20 protein-coding genes are annotated in these 18,930 nt (G+C 71.1%); 11 read left to right on the forward strand and 9 right to left on the reverse strand.

Annotated features, from left to right (window positions below; translation table 11 throughout):
* Window positions 1-14 precede the first annotated feature (14 nt).
* The 3 genes from BLQ62_RS18025 to BLQ62_RS18035 all read right to left on the reverse strand — a co-directional run bounded on the left by BLQ62_RS18025 (window position 15) and on the right by BLQ62_RS18035 (window position 3,133).
* Window positions 15-1,133: an adenosine deaminase gene (locus tag BLQ62_RS18025; RefSeq protein WP_068528836.1), complete on the reverse strand. Its 1,119-nt coding sequence runs from the start codon at window positions 1,131-1,133 to the stop codon at window positions 15-17.
* Window positions 1,134-1,177: 44 nt separating this feature from the next.
* Window positions 1,178-1,804, reverse strand: coding sequence for a response regulator (locus tag BLQ62_RS18030; RefSeq protein ID WP_068528834.1), 627 nt, complete (start codon window positions 1,802-1,804; stop codon window positions 1,178-1,180).
* A 66-nt stretch (window positions 1,805-1,870) separates the two neighbouring features.
* Entirely contained in the window at window positions 1,871-3,133 is a 1,263-nt protein-coding gene (locus BLQ62_RS18035) for a sensor histidine kinase (protein WP_068568171.1), read from the reverse strand.
* A 97-nt stretch (window positions 3,134-3,230) separates the two neighbouring features.
* On the opposite strand from BLQ62_RS18035, the gene BLQ62_RS18040 reads away from it, so the two are divergent.
* Window positions 3,231-4,157, forward strand: a complete 927-nt coding sequence (locus BLQ62_RS18040) for a D-2-hydroxyacid dehydrogenase family protein (protein WP_068568169.1) — start codon at window positions 3,231-3,233, stop codon at window positions 4,155-4,157.
* Here BLQ62_RS18040 and BLQ62_RS18045 read toward each other — a convergent pair.
* Both BLQ62_RS18045 and BLQ62_RS18050 read right to left on the reverse strand, forming a co-directional pair.
* Window positions 4,154-5,452: a thymidine phosphorylase gene (locus BLQ62_RS18045; RefSeq protein WP_068568167.1), complete on the reverse strand. Its 1,299-nt coding sequence runs from the start codon at window positions 5,450-5,452 to the stop codon at window positions 4,154-4,156. The genes BLQ62_RS18040 and BLQ62_RS18045 overlap by 4 nt on opposite strands.
* A 70-nt stretch (window positions 5,453-5,522) precedes the next feature.
* Window positions 5,523-5,921 (reverse strand): cytidine deaminase, encoded by a 399-nt coding sequence (locus tag BLQ62_RS18050; RefSeq protein WP_068568165.1) that lies wholly within the window; start codon window positions 5,919-5,921, stop codon window positions 5,523-5,525.
* A 241-nt stretch (window positions 5,922-6,162) separates the two neighbouring features.
* Here BLQ62_RS18050 and sdhC point away from each other — a divergent pair, with 241 nt between their 5' ends.
* The 9 genes from sdhC to BLQ62_RS18095 all read left to right on the forward strand — a co-directional run bounded on the left by sdhC (window position 6,163) and on the right by BLQ62_RS18095 (window position 13,980).
* Entirely contained in the window at window positions 6,163-6,570 is a 408-nt protein-coding gene (sdhC, locus tag BLQ62_RS18055) for a succinate dehydrogenase, cytochrome b556 subunit (RefSeq protein ID WP_068528822.1), read from the forward strand.
* Between the two features lie 14 nt (window positions 6,571-6,584).
* Window positions 6,585-7,052 carry a succinate dehydrogenase hydrophobic membrane anchor subunit gene (locus BLQ62_RS18060; protein WP_068528819.1) on the forward strand — a complete coding sequence of 156 codons (468 nt, stop codon included), beginning with the start codon at window positions 6,585-6,587 and terminating at the stop codon, window positions 7,050-7,052.
* Window positions 7,053-7,077: 25 nt separating this feature from the next.
* On the forward strand, window positions 7,078-8,829 hold the full coding sequence (gene sdhA, locus BLQ62_RS18065) for a succinate dehydrogenase flavoprotein subunit (RefSeq protein ID WP_068528817.1): 1,752 nt from the start codon (window positions 7,078-7,080) through the stop codon (window positions 8,827-8,829).
* Entirely contained in the window at window positions 8,829-9,596 is a 768-nt protein-coding gene (locus BLQ62_RS18070) for a succinate dehydrogenase iron-sulfur subunit (protein ID WP_068528814.1), read from the forward strand. Before sdhA ends, BLQ62_RS18070 begins: the two co-directional genes overlap by 1 nt.
* 76 nt (window positions 9,597-9,672) lie before the next feature.
* Window positions 9,673-10,827, forward strand: coding sequence for a GDSL-type esterase/lipase family protein (locus BLQ62_RS18075; protein ID WP_068568163.1), 1,155 nt, complete (start codon window positions 9,673-9,675; stop codon window positions 10,825-10,827).
* 103 nt (window positions 10,828-10,930) lie between these two features.
* Window positions 10,931-11,443: a toxin-antitoxin system HicB family antitoxin gene (locus tag BLQ62_RS18080; RefSeq protein ID WP_068568161.1), complete on the forward strand. Its 513-nt coding sequence runs from the start codon at window positions 10,931-10,933 to the stop codon at window positions 11,441-11,443.
* Window positions 11,444-11,538: 95 nt separating this feature from the next.
* Window positions 11,539-12,393 carry a DUF4097 family beta strand repeat-containing protein gene (locus BLQ62_RS18085; protein WP_068528804.1) on the forward strand — a complete coding sequence of 285 codons (855 nt, stop codon included), beginning with the start codon at window positions 11,539-11,541 and terminating at the stop codon, window positions 12,391-12,393.
* 31 nt (window positions 12,394-12,424) lie between these two features.
* On the forward strand, window positions 12,425-13,213 hold the full coding sequence (locus BLQ62_RS18090; protein WP_197467326.1) for an ABC transporter ATP-binding protein: 789 nt from the start codon (window positions 12,425-12,427) through the stop codon (window positions 13,211-13,213).
* Window positions 13,210-13,980, forward strand: coding sequence for an ABC transporter permease (locus tag BLQ62_RS18095; RefSeq protein ID WP_068568160.1), 771 nt, complete (start codon window positions 13,210-13,212; stop codon window positions 13,978-13,980). The genes BLQ62_RS18090 and BLQ62_RS18095 overlap by 4 nt, the downstream gene beginning before the upstream one ends.
* 67 nt (window positions 13,981-14,047) lie before the next feature.
* On the opposite strand, the gene BLQ62_RS18100 is transcribed toward BLQ62_RS18095, so the two are convergent.
* The 4 genes from BLQ62_RS18100 to BLQ62_RS18115 form a co-directional block, all read right to left on the reverse strand.
* Window positions 14,048-15,556: a DHA2 family efflux MFS transporter permease subunit gene (locus BLQ62_RS18100; protein ID WP_082756825.1), complete on the reverse strand. Its 1,509-nt coding sequence runs from the start codon at window positions 15,554-15,556 to the stop codon at window positions 14,048-14,050.
* Window positions 15,546-16,127 carry a PadR family transcriptional regulator gene (locus tag BLQ62_RS18105; protein ID WP_068528795.1) on the reverse strand — a complete coding sequence of 194 codons (582 nt, stop codon included), beginning with the start codon at window positions 16,125-16,127 and terminating at the stop codon, window positions 15,546-15,548. Before BLQ62_RS18105 ends, BLQ62_RS18100 begins: the two co-directional genes overlap by 11 nt.
* Before the next feature lie 106 nt (window positions 16,128-16,233).
* Complete coding sequence (locus BLQ62_RS18110) at window positions 16,234-16,707, reverse strand: nitroreductase/quinone reductase family protein (RefSeq protein WP_068568158.1); 474 nt, start codon at window positions 16,705-16,707, stop codon at window positions 16,234-16,236.
* A gap of 26 nt (window positions 16,708-16,733) precedes the next feature.
* Entirely contained in the window at window positions 16,734-17,591 is an 858-nt protein-coding gene (locus BLQ62_RS18115; RefSeq protein ID WP_068568156.1) for a ferredoxin family protein, read from the reverse strand.
* 31 nt (window positions 17,592-17,622) lie between these two features.
* Between BLQ62_RS18115 and BLQ62_RS18120 the strand changes: the two genes are divergently transcribed.
* Window positions 17,623-18,930, forward strand: a complete 1,308-nt coding sequence (locus tag BLQ62_RS18120; protein WP_082756862.1) for a D-alanyl-D-alanine carboxypeptidase family protein — start codon at window positions 17,623-17,625, stop codon at window positions 18,928-18,930.

Here is an 18,930-nt window from a genome sequence, read left to right on the forward strand (position 1 = left end):
GGGGCGCTGCGGCGTCAGCCGATCAGCACGGCGAAGCCGGGCTTGATCACGTCGTCGATGAGCGCGAGCCGCTCGTCGAAGGGCAGGAACGCGGACTTCATCGCGTTGATCGTGAAGCGCTGCAGATCGCTCCAGCCGTAGCCGAAGGTGTCCACCAGCTTGAGCATCTCCGCGCTCATCGTGGTGTCGCTCATCAACCGGTTGTCGGTGTTGACGGTGACCCGGAAGCGCAACTGCGCCAACAGATCGAACGGGTGCTCGGCCATCGACGCCACGGCGCCGGTCTGCACGTTGGAGCTGGGGCACAGCTCCAACGGGATGCGCGCGTCGCGCACCCGGGCGGCGACGCGACCGAGCTGCGCGCCGGAGAAGTCGCTCGCGCCGGGCGTGACGCCGGTGATGTCGTCGACGATCCGCACGCCGTGGCCCAGGCGGTCGCAGCCGCAGAAGGCCAGCGCCTCGTGGATCGACGGCAGGCCGAAGGCCTCCCCCGCGTGAATGGTGAAGGGCGCCGAGTGATCCCGCATGTACTCGAAGGCGTCGAGGTGACGGCTGGGCGGGAAGCCGGCCTCGGCGCCGGCGATGTCGAAGCCCACGGCGCCGCGGTCGCGCCAGCGCACCGTCAGCTCGGCGATCTCCCGCGAGCGGGCCGCGTGCCGCATCGCGGTGACCAGGCAGCGCACCACGATCGGACGGCCTTCCGCCCGTGCCGCGGCCTCGCCCTCGGCGAAGCCGCCGAGCACGGCCTCCATCACCTCGTCGAGCGACAGACCGCCCTCGAGGTGCTGCTCGGGCGCGAACCGCACCTCGGCGTAGACCACGCCGTCGGCCGCGAGGTCCTCCGCGCATTCGCGGGCCACCCGGGCCAGCGCCGCGGGGGTCTGCATCACGCCGACGGTGTGCTCGAAGGTCTCGAGGTACTTCACCAGCGAGCCGGAGTCGGCGGCGTCCCGGAACCACGCGGCCAGCTCGGGCTCGGTGCCGGCGGGCAGGTTCGCGTAGCCGGTCTCCTCCGCCAGCTCGAGGACCGTCGCGGGGCGCAGCCCGCCGTCGAGGTGATCGTGCAGCAGCACCTTGGGCGCGCGCCGCAGCGCCGGCAGGTCGATGGGGGTGGGGCCGGTGGGATTCGCCATACGGTCAAACTACCGGCTACCGGCGCGTAACACCGGCGCCGGCGCTAGCGCTCCGTGAGATAGGTCAGGATGGCGCGCACACGGCGGTTGCCCTCCTCGGGCGGCAGGTCCAGCTTGGCGAAGATGTTCGCCACGTGCTTGGCGACCGCCGCGTCCGAGACCACCAGGGCCGCGGCGATCTCGGGATTGCCGCGCCCCTCCGCCATGAGCGCGAGCACCTCCCCTTCGCGCGGCGTGAGCCGGTCGAGGACCGTCGGGGTGAACATCTTCGCGACGACCTCCGGGTCGACCACCACGCCGCCACCGGCGACGGTGTCGAGCGCCCGCAGGAAGTCCCCGACCCGACCGACCCGCTCCTTGAGCAGGTAACCGACGCCGCCGCCCGACTCGAGCAGCCGCCGCGCGTACGCGGCCGCCACGTACTGCGAGAGCACGAGCACGGGCAGGTCCGGCCGCCCGGCGCGCAGGTCCAGCGCGGCCCGCAGGCCGTCGTCGCCGTGCCCGGGCGGCATCCGCACATCCGTCACCACCAGGTCGACGGTGCCGGGGTCGAGCGCCCGCAGGGCGGCGGCGTCACCGAGCAGGCCGGCCACCTCGTGGCCGGCCCGTTCGACGATCCGCTGCAACCCCTCGGCCAGTAGCACCGAATCCTCGGCGATCACGATCCGCACGACTGAGAGCCGCCTTCCGTCCGCACGTGCCCACTCCTGCGCTCGACGAGTCGCATCGCACGCAGACTACGACACGGCCTTCGCCCAGTAGAGCGTGGTGGGGCCGCCGGGAGGACTGAGGATCGTGAGCGTCGCGCCGATCGCCTCGGCGCGCTCGACGAGGCCGGCCAGCCCGGTGCCGCGCGCGGGGTCCGCGCCGCCGGCACCGTCGTCCATGACGGTCATGGAGACCCCGAGCACGCCCGCGGCGAAGGTGATCCACACCTGCTGCGCGCCACCGTGCTTGATCGCGTTGGTCACGGCCTCGCTGGCCGTGTAGTACATCGCCTGCTCCATCTCGGCGGGCAGGCGACGGCCCCGCTCCCAGCCGTCCCCGGCGATCACGTCGACCCGGATCGCGCCCCCGAGTTCGGCGCACGCGGCCTCGACGCCGGCGTCGTCGAGCACCTGCGGGTGCACGCCGCGGACCGTGTCCCGCAGACCCGACATGGCGCGCTCGAGCCGGGCCTGTGCTTCGGCGACCTGCTCCCCGAGCGTCTCGTCCGAGGAGTTCGCGGCCAGGCTCTGCTGCAGCTCGCCGAGTTGCAGCGACAGGCTCGCCAGGTCCTGCTGCGGCCCGTCGTGCAGGTTGCGCTCGATGCGCCGGCGCTCGCCCTCGAAGGAGTTCACCAGGACGCCGCGCGAGGCCTCGAGGACGTCCACGCGGCGGAGCAGCTCCTCCTCGGTGGGGCTGAGCAGCAGCCGCGCGCCGGCCGCCTGCAGGGCGGCCACCGCGTAGGTGATGTAGAGGGCCACCGCGCACAGCACCGCGCCCACCGCGCCCCAGAACGCCTGGCTGACGACACCGTCGACGGTCGCGCCCATCACCGTGACCTGCTCGTCCAGGAACGGCGCCACCACGAGGCCGAGGCCGATGACCCACCCGAGGCACGCACCGAGGAAGACGATCGGGGTCAGCACGGCGAGCAGCAACGAGTAGGCGACCTCGCGCCACGTGGCGCGCTCGCCCAGCCTCGCACCCGCGCGAGCGGAGAGTGTGCCGCTGACCGGCGGATGCGGATCGCCGATCTCGGGCGCGCCGAGCCAGGCGACGCGGCGGCGTTCCAACTTCGCCAGCCCGTACGACCAGGCCGGCGCGAAGGGCAGCAGCACGATCACGGCGTAGAGGAAGAACAGCACCCAGCCGATGACCATCGAGACGGTGAAGTAGGCCAGGCCGCGCCACGGCGCGGACGTGGTGAGGAAGCGCAGCGGTTCGCGCAGCGGAGCGTCGAGCGCACCGCGGTCGGGCTCGCGCTGCACCGGGGACGGGGTCACGGTATCGATCATGCCGTAGACGCTAGGTCCGTCGCGGCGTCCGGTCCCTGGCCCGAGCGGGAGAATCCGGGGTGGTGCCAGCACTACCCCCGGCCGCTAGCGTGAAGCCATGCGCATCGCGATCCTCGACGATTTCCAGGCCGTCTCCCGCGAGTACGGCGACTTCTCGGGACTGGACGTCACCGTCTTCACGGTCCCGCTGACCGACGTCGCGGCGCAGCTCGCCGAGTTCGAGGCGGTGGTGGCGATGCGCGAGCGCACCCGCTTCCCCGCGGACGTGCTGCGCGCGCTGCCGCGGCTGCGGCTGCTCGTCACGACGGGCCGTCGCAACGCCGCGATCGACCTCGTCGCGGCCGCGGACCTGGGGATCACGGTGTGCCACACCGGGTACCGTCCCGCCGCGGCGGCCGAGCACACCTGGGCGCTGATCCTCGCGGCGCTGCGCCGGGTCCCCGTCGAGGACGGCAACATCCGCGCCGGGCGATGGCAGAGCACCGTCGGCACCGAGCTCGACGGTGCGGTGCTCGGCCTGGTGGGCCTGGGCAATCTGGGGCGCCGAGTGGCGCGCGTCGGCGCCGCCTTCGGCATGGAGACGATCGCCTGGTCGTCGAACCTCGATCCGGCGCGCGCCGCCGAGGCGGGCGTGACGGCGGTGCCGAAGGACGAGCTGTTCGCCCGCGCCGACGTGGTCTCGATCCACTACGTGCTCTCCGACCGCTCACGGGGCCTCGTCGGCGCGGCGGAGATCGCCGCCATGAAGCCGGGCGCCCTGCTCGTGAACACCTCCCGGGCGGGCGTGCTGGACACCCCCGCCGCAGCGGACGCCGCCCGGCGCGGCGCGATCCGGCTCGCGCTCGACGTCTTCGACGTCGAGCCGCTGCCCGCCGGCGATCCGCTCCGCGACCTGCCGAACTCGGTGCTCACGGGGCACATCGGCTACGTCACCGAGCAGCAGTACCGGCTGTTCTACGCGGACGCGGCCGAGGACGTCCGCGCGTTCCTCGCGGGCGCCCCCGTCCGCGTCCTCACTCCCTAGATCGTCACCCGGTCCAGGACGAGGGAGCCTCGCGGCGCGGCGGACTCGCCGATGACGGCCGCTCCGTCGAGAGCGGCGACGGCACCGTCGAACTTCTCCGGCGTGTCGGTGTGCAGCGTGAACAGCGGCTCCCCCGCGGTGACGGTGTCCCCGACGCTCGCGTGCCAGGTGACACCCGCCCCGGCCTGCACGGGCTCGCCCTGCCGCTCGCGGCCCGCACCCAGGCGCCAGGCGGCGATGCCGACGCCCATCGCGTCGAGCTCGGTGAGCACGCCCGAGGCGGGCGCGGCGACGGTGCGCGTGTGCTGCGCGACGGGCAGCGGCGCCTCGGGGTCGCCGCCCTGGGCGGCGATCATCGCCTTCCAGCTGTCCATCGCCCGACCGTTCGCCAGGTGCTCGGCGGGGTCGGCGTCGACGCCGGCGAGGGTGAGCATCTCCTTCGCCAGGGCGAGCGTCAGCTCCACCACGTCCGACGGTCCGCCGCCGGCCAACACCTCGAGCGACTCGGCGACCTCGAGGCCGTTGCCGGCGCTGCGGCCGAGCGGGGTGGACATGTCCGTCAGCAGCGCGACGGTGTCGACGCCCGAGTCGTGGCCGAGCGCGACCATGGTCTCGGCGAGCTCGCGGGCCTGCGCCGCGGTCTTCATGAAGGCGCCCTTGCCGACCTTGACGTCGAGCACGAGCGAGGCGGTGCCCTCGGCGATCTTCTTGCTCATGATCGAGCTGGCGATGAGCGGGATGGCCTCGACGGTGCTCGTGACGTCGCGCAGCGCGTAGAGCTTCTTGTCGGCGGGCGCGAGGCCGGAGCCGGCCGCGCAGATCACGCCGCCCACCTTCTCCAGCTGGTCGAACATCTGCTGGTTGGTGAGATCCGCGCGCCAGCCGGGGATCGCCTCGAGCTTGTCCAGGGTGCCGCCCGTGTGGCCGAGTCCGCGGCCGGAGAGCTGCGGCACCGCGATGCCGTAGGAGGCGACGAGCGGTGTGAGCGGCAACGTGATCTTGTCGCCGACGCCGCCCGTGGAGTGCTTGTCGGTGGTGGCCAGCGCGCGGCCGGCACGGCGGAGCTCCGTGAAGTCCAGGCGCTCGCCGCTGGCGATCATCGCGGCGGTCCAGCGGGCGATCTCCCGGCGGTCCATCCCGTTGAGATAGATCGCCATCGCGAGCGCGGACATCTGGTAATCGGCGACCTCGCCGGCGGTGAACCGGTCGATCACCCAATCGATCTGCCCGTCGGACAGGGCCTTACCGTCGCGCTTGGTCGCGATGACGGAGACGGCGTCGAAGACTTCGGTCATCGGGTGTTCCTCTTCTCGTGGGCGGGATCGTCGTCGGCGCGACCGCGGTCGGCCGGATCGTGGTCGGTGGTCATCGGACCTCGTCGAGGTCGTCGGGCCCGAAGGCGTCGGGCAGGAGCCGGCTCAGCGGCATCGGCCCGGCGCGGTGGTCGATCAGGAGCTCGCCACCGCCGTGCTCGTAGAGCAGCTGCCGGCAGCGACCGCACGGCAACAGGACGTCGCCGTTGGCGTTGGTGCACGTGAAGGCGCGCAGTCTCCCGCCGCCCGAGGAATGCAGCGCGCTCACGAGTCCGCATTCGGCGCACAGGGTCAACCCGTATGAGACATTCTCCACATTGCAACCGGACACGACGCGACCGTCGTCCGTCACCGCGGCCGCCCCCACGGGGTACTTCGAATAGGGGGCGTAGGCCCTCCCCATGGCGTCGACGGCGGTGCGCCGCAATGCCTCCCAGTCGATGTCGGACACAGCCGATCACTCCTTTCCGGAGGCTTGTTGATTCCGGATCAATATCGGTCAGGCAAACCTAACTAAATCTGTTCGGCCCCAACGGATCGGGACCGTGGTTTCGATTCCACATTCCGGTGGGTTTAAGGTCAAGGCGTGGGTTCAGGTATACGTCGCGATCGACGCCGACGAGAGGGCTCAGCTCCCCTCCGTCGACCGATGTCCGGCCGTATCCAAGAAACGATGTCGAAGGCAGGACTCGATGAGCAGTAGTACCGAGGTGGCGGCCGCCGAGGAGCCGCGCCGCGTCTCCCTCTACAAGGGCGATCCGGGCATGTTGAACTGGGTGCTGCACCGCATCAGCGGCGTCACCATCTTCTTCTTCCTGTTCGTCCACGTCCTCGACACCGCGGTCATCCGCATCGATCCCGAGGCGTACGACGCGATCATCAAGACGTACAAGACGCCGATCATCGGCCTGCTGGAGATCGGCCTCGTCATGGCCATCCTGTTCCACGCGCTCAACGGCGTCCGCGTGATCCTCGTGGACTTCTGGAGCAAGGGCGTGCAGTACCAGAAGGCGATGTCGATCATCGTCTGGACGGTCTTCCTCATCACCGGCGCGGGCATGGCAGCGCGTCTCCTCTACATCATGATCTCGCACGCCTAGGGGGACGAAGAGATATGACTACCGCGAACGAACCCAAGCTCGCCAAGACGCTGCTCAAGCAGTACGACCGCCCCGCCTCGCTCGACAACCCGCGCTCGCCGCACCGTCCGGCCGCGGGCAACTTCGAGAAGTACGCCTGGCTGTTCATGCGCTTCTCCGGCGTCGCACTCCTCGTGCTCGTCTTCGGGCACGTCTTCATCATGCTCGCGCTCGACAGCCAGGGTGTGCACCGGATCAGTGCCGCCTTCGTCGCGCAGCGCTGGGCCAGCCCCTTCTGGCAGATCTGGGACATCACGATGCTGTGGCTCGCGCAGCTGCACGGCGGCAACGGCCTGCGCGTGATCATCGACGACTACGCCCGTAAGGACCGCACGCGGTTCTGGCTCAAGACCCTGCTCGTGCTGTCGATGATCCTCACCGTGGGACTCGGCTCGTACGCGCTGCTCTCGTTCGATCCGGCCTCCGTGCCCACCGCCCAGTAGCGGCCAGGAAGGACTCACCCGCATCATGCAGGAACATCGTTACGACGTGGTGATCATCGGCGCCGGCGGCGCCGGAATGCGCGCGGCCATCGAGGCCGGGCCGCGCGCCCGCACCGCAGTGCTCACCAAGCTCTACCCCACGCGCTCCCACACCGGCGCGGCGCAGGGCGGCATGTGCGCCTCCCTCGCCAACGTCGAGGAGGACAACTGGGAGTGGCACACCTTCGACACGGTCAAGGGCGGCGACTACATCGTCGACCAGGACGCCGCGGAGATCATGGCCAAGGAGGCCATCGACGCGGTGCTCGACCTGGAGAAGATGGGCCTGCCCTTCAACCGCACGCCGGAGGGCAAGATCGACCAGCGCCGCTTCGGCGGTCACACCCGCGATCACGGCAAGGCGCCCGTGCGCCGCGCCTGTTACGCCGCCGACCGCACCGGCCACATGATCCTGCAGACGCTGTACCAGAACTGCGTCAAGCACGACGTGGAGTTCTTCAACGAGTTCTACGTCCTCGACATCGCGCTGACGGAGACCGAGAACGGCCCCGTCGCGACCGGTGCCGTCGCCTACGAGCTGGCCACGGGCGAGATCCACGTCTTCCACGCGAAGGCGATCATCTTCGCCACCGGCGGCTCGGGTCGCATGTACAAGACCACCTCCAACGCCCACACCCTCACCGGTGACGGCATGGGCATCGTCTTCCGCAAGGGCCTGCCCCTGGAGGACATGGAGTTCCACCAGTTCCACCCGACGGGCCTCGCGGGCCTGGGCATCCTCATCACCGAGGGCGTCCGCGGCGAGGGCGGCATCCTCCGCAACGTCGACGGCGAGCGCTTCATGGAGCGCTACGCCCCCACCATCAAGGACCTCGCGCCGCGCGACATCGTCGCCCGCTCGATGGTGCTCGAGGTGCTCGAAGGACGCGGCGCCGGCCCGAACAAGGACTACGTGCTCCTGGATGTCACGCACATCCCGGAGGAGACCCTGATGGCCAAGCTGCCGGACATCATGGAGTTCTCGCGCACCTACCTCGGCGTCGACCCCGTCACCGAGCTGGTGCCCGTCTACCCCACCTGCCACTACGTCATGGGCGGCATCCCCACCAACATCCACGGTGAGGTGCTGCGCGACAACGACAACGTGGTCCCCGGCCTGTACGCGGCCGGCGAGTGCGCCTGCGTCTCGGTGCACGGCGCCAACCGCCTGGGCACCAACTCGCTGCTCGACATCAACGTCTTCGGCCGCCGCTCCGGCATCGCCGCCGCGGAGTACGCGCAGTCGCACGACTTCGTGCCGCTGCCCGAGAACCCGTCCGAGCTGGTCGAGAACTGGGTCGCCGCGATGCTCAGCGATCACGGCGACGAGAACGTCATGGCGATCCGCACCGAGCTGCAGCAGACGATGGACAACAACGCCGCCGTCTTCCGCACCGAGAAGACCCTGACGCAGGCCCTCGAGGATGTGCGCGCCCTCAAGAAGCGCTACGAGCACGTCACCGTCACCGACAAGGGCAAGCGGTTCAACAGCGACCTGCTCGAGGCCATCGAGCTGGGCTTCCTGCTCGAGCTGGCCGAGGTCACCGTCGTCGGCGCCCTCAACCGCAAGGAGACCCGCGGCGGCCACGCCCGCGAGGACTACCCGAACCGTGACGACGAGAACTTCATGGTGCACACCATGGCGTACAAGGAGGGCGAGGGCCTGGAGTCCGGGATCCGTCTCGACACCAAGCCCGTCGTGCAGACCCGCTACGAGCCGATGGAGCGTAAGTACTGATGACCGCCGCAGTTGACACCCCCGCGTCCGTGCAGCCGCCGGTCCCGCCCGGCTCCACGATGGTCACGATCAAGGTCTACCGGTTCAACCCGGAGGATCCCGACGCGGCCGGCTGGCAGAGCTACCGGGTCCCCGCGCTCCCCTCGGACCGCTTCCTGAACCTGCTGCTCTACATCAAGGGCTACCTGGACGGCACCCTGACCTTCCGCCGCTCCTGCGCCCACGGCGTGTGCGGCAGCGACGCCATGCGCATCAACGGCGTCAACCGTCTCGCCTGCAAGATGCTGATGAAGGACTTCCTGCAGGAGGGCAAGGACATCACCATCACGGTCGAGCCCATCCGCGGCCTGCCGGTGGAGAAGGACCTCGTCGTCGACATGGAGCCCTTCTTCGACGCCTTCCGCGCCGTGAAGCCCTTCCTGATGACCTCGGGCAACGAGCCGACCCGCGAGCGCATCCAGTCCCCCACGGACCGCGAGCGTTTCGACGACACCACCAAGTGCATCCTCTGCGCGTGCTGCACCACCAGCTGCCCCGTGTACTGGATGGACGGCTCGTACTTCGGCCCCGCGGCCATCGTCAACGCCCACCGCTTCATCTTCGACAGCCGTGACGAGGGCGCCGCCGAGCGCCTCGAGATCCTCAACGGCGTCGACGGGGTGTGGCGCTGCCGCACCACCTTCAACTGCACCGACGCGTGCCCCCGTGGCATTCAGGTGACGAAGGCCATCCAGGAGGTCAAGCGCGCCCTCCTGTTCAGCCGCTAGAACCTTTACTGCAGCCCGGAACGCCCCGGACCTCACCCGAGGTCCGGGGCGTTCCTCATTCGACGAGAGGCCGCCCATGGACCTGATCGACACCCCGATCGACGGCACCCTGGTGCGCGGCCACCTCGACCTCGAGCGGACGGCGGACGGCCTGCTGCCGCACCGGCTCCCCGTCGCCGCCCGCCGCCGCATCCCGGACGCGCGGCTCGCCGGCGCGCAGGCGCAGCCGTCCGGCGTGCGCCTGGTGTTCCGCACGGCGGCGACGGTGATCGAGCTGGAGACGCTGCCGACCAAGCGCGCCCACGCGGGCCTGCCCGCGCAGCCCGACGGCGTCTACGACCTCGTCGTGGACGGCCGCCTCCTCTCGCAGACGACGGTGCCGGGCGGGAACGTCGACACCGTCGTCGACATGCTGACCCAGCGGTCCGAACGCACCGCGGGCACGCCGGGCACCGCGCGCTTCGCGGGCCTGCCGGCGGGTGAGAAGGACGTCGAGATCTGGCTGCCCCACAACGAGATCACCGAGCTGATCGCGCTGCGCACGAACGCCCCGGTGAGCCCGCAGCGGCCCAAGGATCGCGTGTGGTTGCATCACGGCAGCTCGATCAGCCACGGCTCCAACGCGACTCACCCCACCGGGACCTGGCCCGCGATCGCCGCGGCGGCCGGCGGCGTGGACCTGCTCAACCTCGGCTTCGGCGGCAGCGCGGTGCTCGACCCGTTCGTCGCCCGCGCGATCCGCGACTCCCCCGCCGACCTGATCAGCCTCAAGATCGGCATCAACCTCGCCAACCTCGACGTGATGCGCCTGCGCGCGTTCACCCCGGCCGTGCACGGCTTCCTGGACACCATCCGCGACGGACACCCCACCACGCCGCTGCTGGTGCTCTCGCCGATCCTGTGCCCGATCCAGGAGCACACGCCCGGCCCCGTCATGCCCGTGCCGTCGGCCGAGCGACTGCGCTTCGAGGCCACGGGCGACCCCGCCGAGGTGCGCATGGGCAAGCTCACGCTGACGGTCATCCGCGAGGAACTGGCCCGGATCGTCGCGGACCGGTCCGGCGAGGATCCGAACCTGCACCTCCTCGACGGACGAGCCCTGTACGGCGCGGACGACAACGTGCGCCTACCGCTGCCCGACGGGTTGCATCCCGACGCCGCCACGCACCACCTGATCGGCACCCGTTTCGGCGATATCGCCTTCGGCCCGGGCGGCTTCTTCGCCCTGTGAGCACCGCGACGCACCACCCTGACACCACGTTTGAGCACTGCTTTCACATGATTATCGCATCACATCATTGACGTGACACCACAATGGTGTCATAGTTGACGCCATGGACATCACGCCCTTCGTCACCGACCTCCAGCGCCAACTGATCGCGGCCGCCGAGCGCGACTTCGACGACGCCGGCGACAACGGGGTGGACGACGCCCACGAGAGCGCCGAGCGCCTGGCCTCCGGCCTCGACGCCGCCACCCGGCTGGTGCTGCTCGACGCCCTGTCCGCCGCGGCCGCTGAGATCACCCGCGACCTGGTCCCCGGCTCCGTCGACCTGCGCCTGCGCGGCCGCGAGGTCGAATTCGTGGTCGCCGCCGCGCGCACCGAGCAGGAGGACGAGACCACGTCCACCGCCGGCGTCGACTTCGACGACACCAGCACCTCCCGCACCACGTTGCGCCTGCCCGATGCGCTCAAGTCGCAGGTCGACGAGGCCGCGGCGGCCGAGGGCGTCTCCGTCAACACGTGGCTGGTGCGCGCCGTCGCGGCCGCCCTCGTCCCGCGCAAGCGACGATCCGCGCCGCGCGCCCTGCGCACCGGCGACGACTTCGCCGGCTGGGCCCGCTGACCCGCCCCACCACCGAACACCCCATAACCGCACAGCCCGATCAGGACCCCGCACCCCGCGGGGTCGGCCCAGTGCACCCTCCGAAAGGTCCCGCCATGCCCGTCTTCCCCACCCCCGAGCCCATCGACCTCGCGATCAACCTCCAGGTCGGCGACATCGACGTCATCGCCGGCGAGCGCGCCGACACCGTCGTCACCATCACCCCCAGCTCCCCCAACAAGGCCGCGGACCGGCGCGGCGCGGAGGCCACCCGGGTCGAGTTCGACGGCACGCGGCTCACCGTGATCGGCCCGAAGCCGAAGTTCGGTCTCCAGAGCCTCATCGGCCCCACCGAATCGGTGGACGTCACCGTCGAGCTGCCCGCCGGCTCCCGGTTCACCGCCGAGAGCGCCGTCGGCAGCGTGCGCACCGAGGGGCGCCTGGCCGCTACCCGGATCAAGGCGACCACGGGCACCGTCGAGCTGGAGTCGACCGGCGACCTCTGGCTGCGCGCCGCGCACGGCAACGCCACCGCCGGTGCGGTCGACGGCTCCGCCGAGGTCACCGCCGACCACGGCCAGATCCGGATCGACTCGGTCGCCGGTGACGCCGTCCTCAAGGCGTCCCACGGCAGCATCCGCCTCGGCGAGACGCTCGGTGGCGTCTCGGCCAACCTGTCCTACGGGGACCTCGACATCGACCACGCCGCCGCGTCGGTGGCCGCGAAGACCGCCTACGGCGCGATCACCCTGCACGAGGTCTCCGGCGGGGTCGTCGACATCGAGAGCAGCTACGGCAAGCTCACCGTCGGTGTGGCCGAGGGCGTCCCCGCATGGCTCGACCTCTCCTCCAAGGAGGGCCGCGTCCGCAACCATCTCGACGACGGCCTCCCCGACTCCCCCGACGGCGAGCACGTGGCCGTCCGCGCCCGGACCACGTTCGGCGACATCGACATCCGACGCGCCCGCTGAGCGCGCATCCTTGAAGGAGGACACCATGACCATGACCACCACAGCCGCCATCGAGGTGCGCGGCATCGAGAAGTCCTACGGCGATCTGCCGGTGCTGCGGGGCGTCGAGTTCGCCGTCGCCCCCGGCAGCGTCTTCGCCCTGCTCGGCGCGAACGGCGCGGGCAAGACCACCCTGGTCCGCATCCTGTCGACGTTGCTGCGCGCCGACGCCGGCACCGCGCTCGTGCACGGCTACGACGTAACCTCCGAGGCCCAACAGGTCCGCGAATCCATCAGTCTCACGGGGCAGTTCGCCGCGGTCGACGAGATCCTCACCGGCCGCGAGAACCTCGTGCTGGTGGCGCGGCTGCGGCACCTGGGCGACCCCGGCGCCGTCGCCGACGAACTCCTGCAGCGCTTCCGCCTCACCGAGGCGGGAGGCCGCAAGGTGGGCACGTACTCCGGCGGCATGCGCCGGCGCCTGGACATCGCGATGAGCCTCATCGGCGACCCCGCGGTGATCTTCCTCGACGAGCCCACCACCGGCCTCGACCCCGAGGCCCGCATCGAGGTGTGGGACGTCGTGAAAGAACTGGCCGCGCAGGGCACGACGGTGCTGCTCACCACGCAGTACCTGGAGGAGGCGGAGCAGCTCGCCGACCGCATCGCCATCCTGCGCGAGGGTCGGATCATCGCGAACGGGACCCTCGCCGAGCTCAAGCGCCTGCTGCCCGCGGCGAAGGTCGAGTACGTCGAGAAGCAGCCCACCCTCGAGGAGATCTTCCTCGCCCTCACCGGCACCCGCTCCGATTCCACCACGACCTCCGAGGATCGATCATGACCACCTACGCCGTCTCCGATACCGGCGCCCTCCTGGGGCGTTCGCTCAAGCACATCACCCGCAGCGCCGACACCGTCATCACCACGGCGATCACTCCGATCGCGATGATGCTGCTCTTCGTCTACGTCTTCGGCGGGGCGATCAAGGGCAGCACCGGCGACGCGAACTACGTGAACTACCTGTTGCCGGGAATCCTGTTGATGGCCATCGCGTCCGGCATCGCGTACACCGCGCTGCGACTGTTCAACGACATGCAGGGCGGCATCTTCGAGCGCTTCCAGTCCATGCCGATCGCGCGGTCGTCGGTGCTGTGGGCGCACGTCCTCACGTCGATGGTGGCGAACGCCATCACGGTGGTGATCATCATCGGGGTGGGGCTGATCATGGGCTTCCGCTCGTCCGCGGGCCCACTCGGGTGGCTGGGTGTCGCCGGGATCCTGGCGCTGTTCACGCTGGCCCTCACGTGGATCGCGGTGGCCGTCGGCCTCACGGCGAAGTCGGTGGACGGCGCGACCGGCTTCTCCTATCCCCTGATCTTCCTGCCGTTCATCAGCTCCGCCTTCGTGCCCACCGCGACCATGCCCGGCCCGGTGCGCGCCTTCGCGGAGAACCAGCCGGTCACCTCGATCGTGAACACGATCTCCGCGCTGCTCGCCGAGCGTCCCGTCGACACCGCCGATCTCGTCTCCGCGCTCGCCTGGAGCGCCGGCATCCTGGTCCTCGCCTACGGCGCCGCGATGCTCGCCTACCGCCGCCGGATCGGCTGAGCCGCACCGCAACGGCCGCGGCCGGCGCCCACTCGGGGCGCCGGCCGCGGCCTTCGGTGTCGAGCGGTCAGGCCGGCTTCTTCTGGTGCGTCGGGATCGCGAAGAACTGCACCACCACGAAGGCGACGACGAGCGCCGCGGCGGGCAGCAGGATCGTCGATCCCATCGCGTCGGCGAACGGGCCGCGCAGCATCTCCGGCAGGCCGCCGGTCGTCATGGCGCCCCCGCCGCTGGTCGCGTGACCGGTGGCGGCGGTGAACTTCTCCTCGATCTGGTGCTGCATGAGCACACCGACCGCGGCGCTGCCGAGCACGGCGCCCACCTGTCGGGTCATGTTGTAGACGCCCGAGCCCGCGCCGGCCAGCGGCAGGGGCAGGTTACGGTTCGCGGTGGCCGCCAGCGGCCCCCAGATGAAGGCGTTGCCGACGCCCATGAGGCCGATCGGCGCGAGGATGCCGATCACCGGGGTGGTGTCGTGCGCGACGAAGGCGAGCCAGAACAGCGCGATCGCGTTGGCCGCGAAACCGAATCCGGTGAGGTACTTCGGATGCACCTTGTCGGCCAGCTTGCCCGACGGTGCCGCCAGTGCCCCGGAGATCACGGCCAGCGGGATCAGCAGCAGCGCCGACCGGGTGGGCGTGAGCCCCATCGACTTCTGCGCGAACAGCATCAGCGGGATCGACATGCCGGTCACGGAGAAGCCCATGCAGGCGATCGCGGCGTTGGCGAGCGAGAAGTTGCGGTCCTTGAACAACGTCAGCGACATCAGCGGCTCGGCCGCCTTGGACTGCCACCACACGAAGGCGACGAGCAGCGCCAGTCCGCCGACGATCATCGTCCAGATGATCGAGGACCAGTTCTCCTTCTGCCCCTCCTGCAGGCCGAAGGTGAGCAGGAACAGGCCGAGCGCGCTGAGCACGATGCCGGGGAAGTCCAGCTTGTGCTTGTGGGTGGGCAGGTTCGGCACCAGGATCACGGCGGCGATGAACGCGGCGATGCCGACGGGCACGTTGACGAAGAAGACCCACTCCCAGCCGAGGCGGTCCACCAGCACGCCGCCCGCCAGCGGGCCGACGAGGATCGCGACGCCGGCGACGGAGCCCCACAGGGCCATCGCGGTGCCGCGCTTGTTCGGCGGGAAGGTGCGGGTGATGACGGCCATCGTCTGCGGCGTCATCAGCGCCGCGCCGAGGCCCTGCACGACGCGGGCGGCGATGAGCATGCCGATCGAGCCGGAGAGCCCGCACCACGCCGACGCGAGGGTGAAGACCACGAGGCCGGCCAGGTAGAGGCGCTTGGGGCCGTACATGTCGCCGAGGCGTCCGGCGAGCAGCAGCGGGACCACGTACGCGAGCAGGTAGCCGCTGGTCACCCAGATGACGCCGTTGAGGTCGGTGCCGTTGGTCAGGTCGATCCAGATCGCGTCGGTCGCGACGGAGACGATCGTCGAGTCCACGAGGATCATGAAGAAGCCCACGACCAGCGCCCACAGGGCGGGCCAGGGGCGGTAGCCCGAGGGCAGGCCGGGCAGCGCGCCGGGGTCGTACTGCTTCGCGGTGGTGGCGTCATTCGTCATGACAGGTCGCCTTCCATTCCAGGGTCTCGTCGTCGAGTCGCGCGATGGTGCGCCGCAGCCAGTCGGCCTCGGCGGTACGCATCGCGATCAGGTAGTCCAGGTCGAGCAGGTGCATCGCGGCGGCGTGGCCGAGCGCACGGGCGTGGCCCGCGCGCATCGCCGCCGTGTCGGCCTCGATGCGCCGCAGCCGCGCCGCGAACAGCTCGCGCACCCGGTCGCGGTCGAGGTTGTGCGCCTCGGAGACGGCGAGCGGGAAGCTCGGATACTCCTCGGCGGGTTCGGCGAGCAGCGCGGCGACGGTGTCCTGCAAGCGCTCCCGCCCCGTCGCCGTGATCGTGTAGGTGGTGCGCTCGGGCCGGTTGCCGTCGCGCTCGGTACCGGTCTCGGCGACCAGTTCGTCCTCGGCCAGCCGGTTCACGGTGTGGTAGAGCGAGCCCGCGCGGAGTTTGACCACGAGGTCCTCTCGCCGCTCGGTCATCGTGGTGAACATCTCGTAGGGATGCATGTCCCGCTCGGTGAGCAGAGCCAGCGCGGCGATCGCCAGTGGGGTCAGGGCCCTCTCCCGCGCCATGCGCCACCTCCGTCTCCGCGTTCGCCGGTCACGCTACCCCGGAAATACTCCAGATGGAATATTCGGGTCGGGCGAACCGTGCGAACCGGGGCGAAACGCCCCGGCGTCAGCGCGGCGTGATCGTCATCAGCGGGATCGGCCGGTCCACCCTCGCCTGGAAGGCCGCGAGATCGGGGTTGTCCGCGAGCGCCCACGCGGCGAACTCGGCGTACGCCTCGCCCTCGAGCACCCGAGCCGTCGCGGGCACGGTGCGCGCCCCGATCTCGACGACCACGTCCGGGTTCTTCCGCGCGTTGTGCCACCACGCCGGGTACGCCCTCTCGATGAAGGAGCTGACGTACATCTGCTCGCCGCGATGCAGCGGGCCCAGCGGCACGGTGTGCGGGCGCCCGGACCGGGCGCCCGTCGTGGTGAGCAGCAGGAGCGAACCGCCCTGGTAGGCGCCGCCGACCGCACCCGCGTTCGCCCGGAACTCGTCGATCACGGTCCGGTTCCAGTCGCCGATGGTCTCCTCGGTCAGCGTGTTCCAGGGCATCTCCGGGTCGTCGTAGGAGCCCGGTTCCGGTGTCTTCTCAGTCATACCCACGACTCTCGCGGGAATTGGTGTCAGTTCCCGTCCGCTTTCAGATCGGAGATCCGCCACGCCCGGGCCGACGAGGGCTTCTTGCCGCAGGACATCATCCGCGGCGGCAGCTCCTCGGCGGTCGCCGTCGTCGTCCACACCCGCCCGTCCTCGTGCCGGACGGTGACGGCGCCGGCGCCGTCGGACGCGGTGCGCAGGACGTCCGGCCCGACGGGACCGAGCAGCTCCCGGACCGCGACCTCCGCGGCCTGCTCGGCGGGCGGGATCGACGAGCGGCCGCGCAGCCCGGCCGTGGAGACGACGCCGGCGCGGGCGGCGTCGAGGGCCTCCTGCGCCTGCGGGTCGCTCACCCGCCCGTACGTGTACCCCGACGGCAGCACGATGAGCACGGGCGCGAACCGGTGACCGCCGGTGTGCGAGCACTCCCACACCACGGGCTCGGGGTACCGGGCGGCGAGCGTCGCGGCGATGGGTCGACCCAGCACGGCGCAGCACACGTCGCGCTTGCCGTTGGTGCACACCAGGGCGATGGGCTCGGCCGGCTCCCCCGCCGCCGGCTCGTCGACGGGCAGCGCGGGGATCTCGGCGTGATCGGTGACCGTGAACATCCGCAGGGACGTCGCCCCCGGCACCGAGTCCGCCACGAAGACCCGCAGCCGGCCGGGGGCCGGTAGCCGGCCCGGACGGCGGATCAGCAGCACCCGCAGGTCGCGCTCCGCGGCGAACCGCTCGATCGCCGCGCCGACGGCCGGCACGAAGGCCTCGCCCGAGAACGGGTCGCGGCCCCAGCCCGACTCGTTCTCGATGCAGAGCCAGCCGGTCTCCGTGGTCGCGGTACCGGGGAGCGGCTCATCGGTGAAACTCGAACAACGCTCCGTCATTCCGCCACCGTAGCCGACTACCATGAGCGCGATGATCGCGCGCACTCTGACGACCGCGGGCCGAGTCCTCGCCACCGCCGGCCTGCTGGGCGCCCTCGCCGCCCCGGCCGCCGCGACGCCGGTCCCGCCGCCCTCGCCCACGCCCGGCCCGGCGGTGAAGACACTGGTGACGGACTCCTGCCCGCACAAGCGGCTCCCGCCGCCGGCCGTCGACGCATCCGAAGTACCCCGCCCCGGGCAGCCCTCCCCGACGCCGCTGCCCGTGCCGGACCCGCCCGTCGGGGGCGCGAAGCTCGCCGGGTGCGGCCTCGTCCTGCCCGACGGTGCGCCGCCCGTCCCGCCCGGCATCGACTCGGCCGGCTGGCTCATCGCCGACGTCACCGACGGGAGCGCCCCCGTCGTCCTGGCGGCGAAGGACCCGCACGGCCGGTACCGTCCCGCGAGCACCATCAAGGTGCTGCTCGCGCAGGTCGTGCTGCGCGATCTCGACCTCGACACGGTGGTCGAGGGCACGGCGGAGGACGCGGCGCAGGAGGGCAACGGCGCGGGCGTGAACGTCGGCGGCCGCTACACCGTCGAGCAGCTCCTCGAGGGCCTCCTGCTGGCCTCCGGCAACGACGCCGCGCACGCGCTCGCCCGGCAGCTCGGCGGGATCGAGACGACGCTGGCGAAGATGAACGAGCTCGCGGAGTCCCTCGGCGCCCGGGACACGCGGACGGCCTCGCCGTCCGGCCTGGACGGACCGGGCATGAGCTCGAGCCCGTACGACATGGCGCTCATCCTGCGCGCCGCCCTGCGGGACGACCGGTTCGTGCGGATCGCCGCGACGCCGCAGGTCGTCTTCCCCGGCCACCCGCCCGTGCCGACCACCGCCCCGTCGACCCCGCCCGCCCCCGGCCAGAGCCCGCCGCCGGCGCCGACGTCCGTCGCGCCCTACCCGATCGTCAACGAGAACCGCCTGCTCACCGACTTCCCCGGCGCCGTGGCGGGCAAGAACGGCTACACCGACGACGCGAAGAAGACCTTCGTGGGCGCCGTCGACCGGGACGGCCGGCGCTACCTGATCGTGCAGATGTTCGGCCTGTCGCAGACCGGCAACACGTACTGGGACCAGTACCGCCGCCTGCTCGACTACGGCGTGGCGCTGCGCGGCACATCGGTGGGCACCCTGGTCACCCCCGACGCCCCGGCGCAGCGCCCGGACGGCGGCGAGGACCTGGTCGTGGAGAGCGGACCGTCGGGCATGTCGGGTGGCACCCGGCTGCTGATCGGCCTGGGCGGGCTCGCGCTGATCGCCGTACTGGTGGGCGCGGCGATGCGCACCAACCGGGGCCGTTGA

Origin of the sequence: Tsukamurella pulmonis (assembly GCF_900103175.1) — a bacterium.
Lineage (GTDB): Bacteria > Actinomycetota > Actinomycetes > Mycobacteriales > Mycobacteriaceae > Tsukamurella > Tsukamurella pulmonis.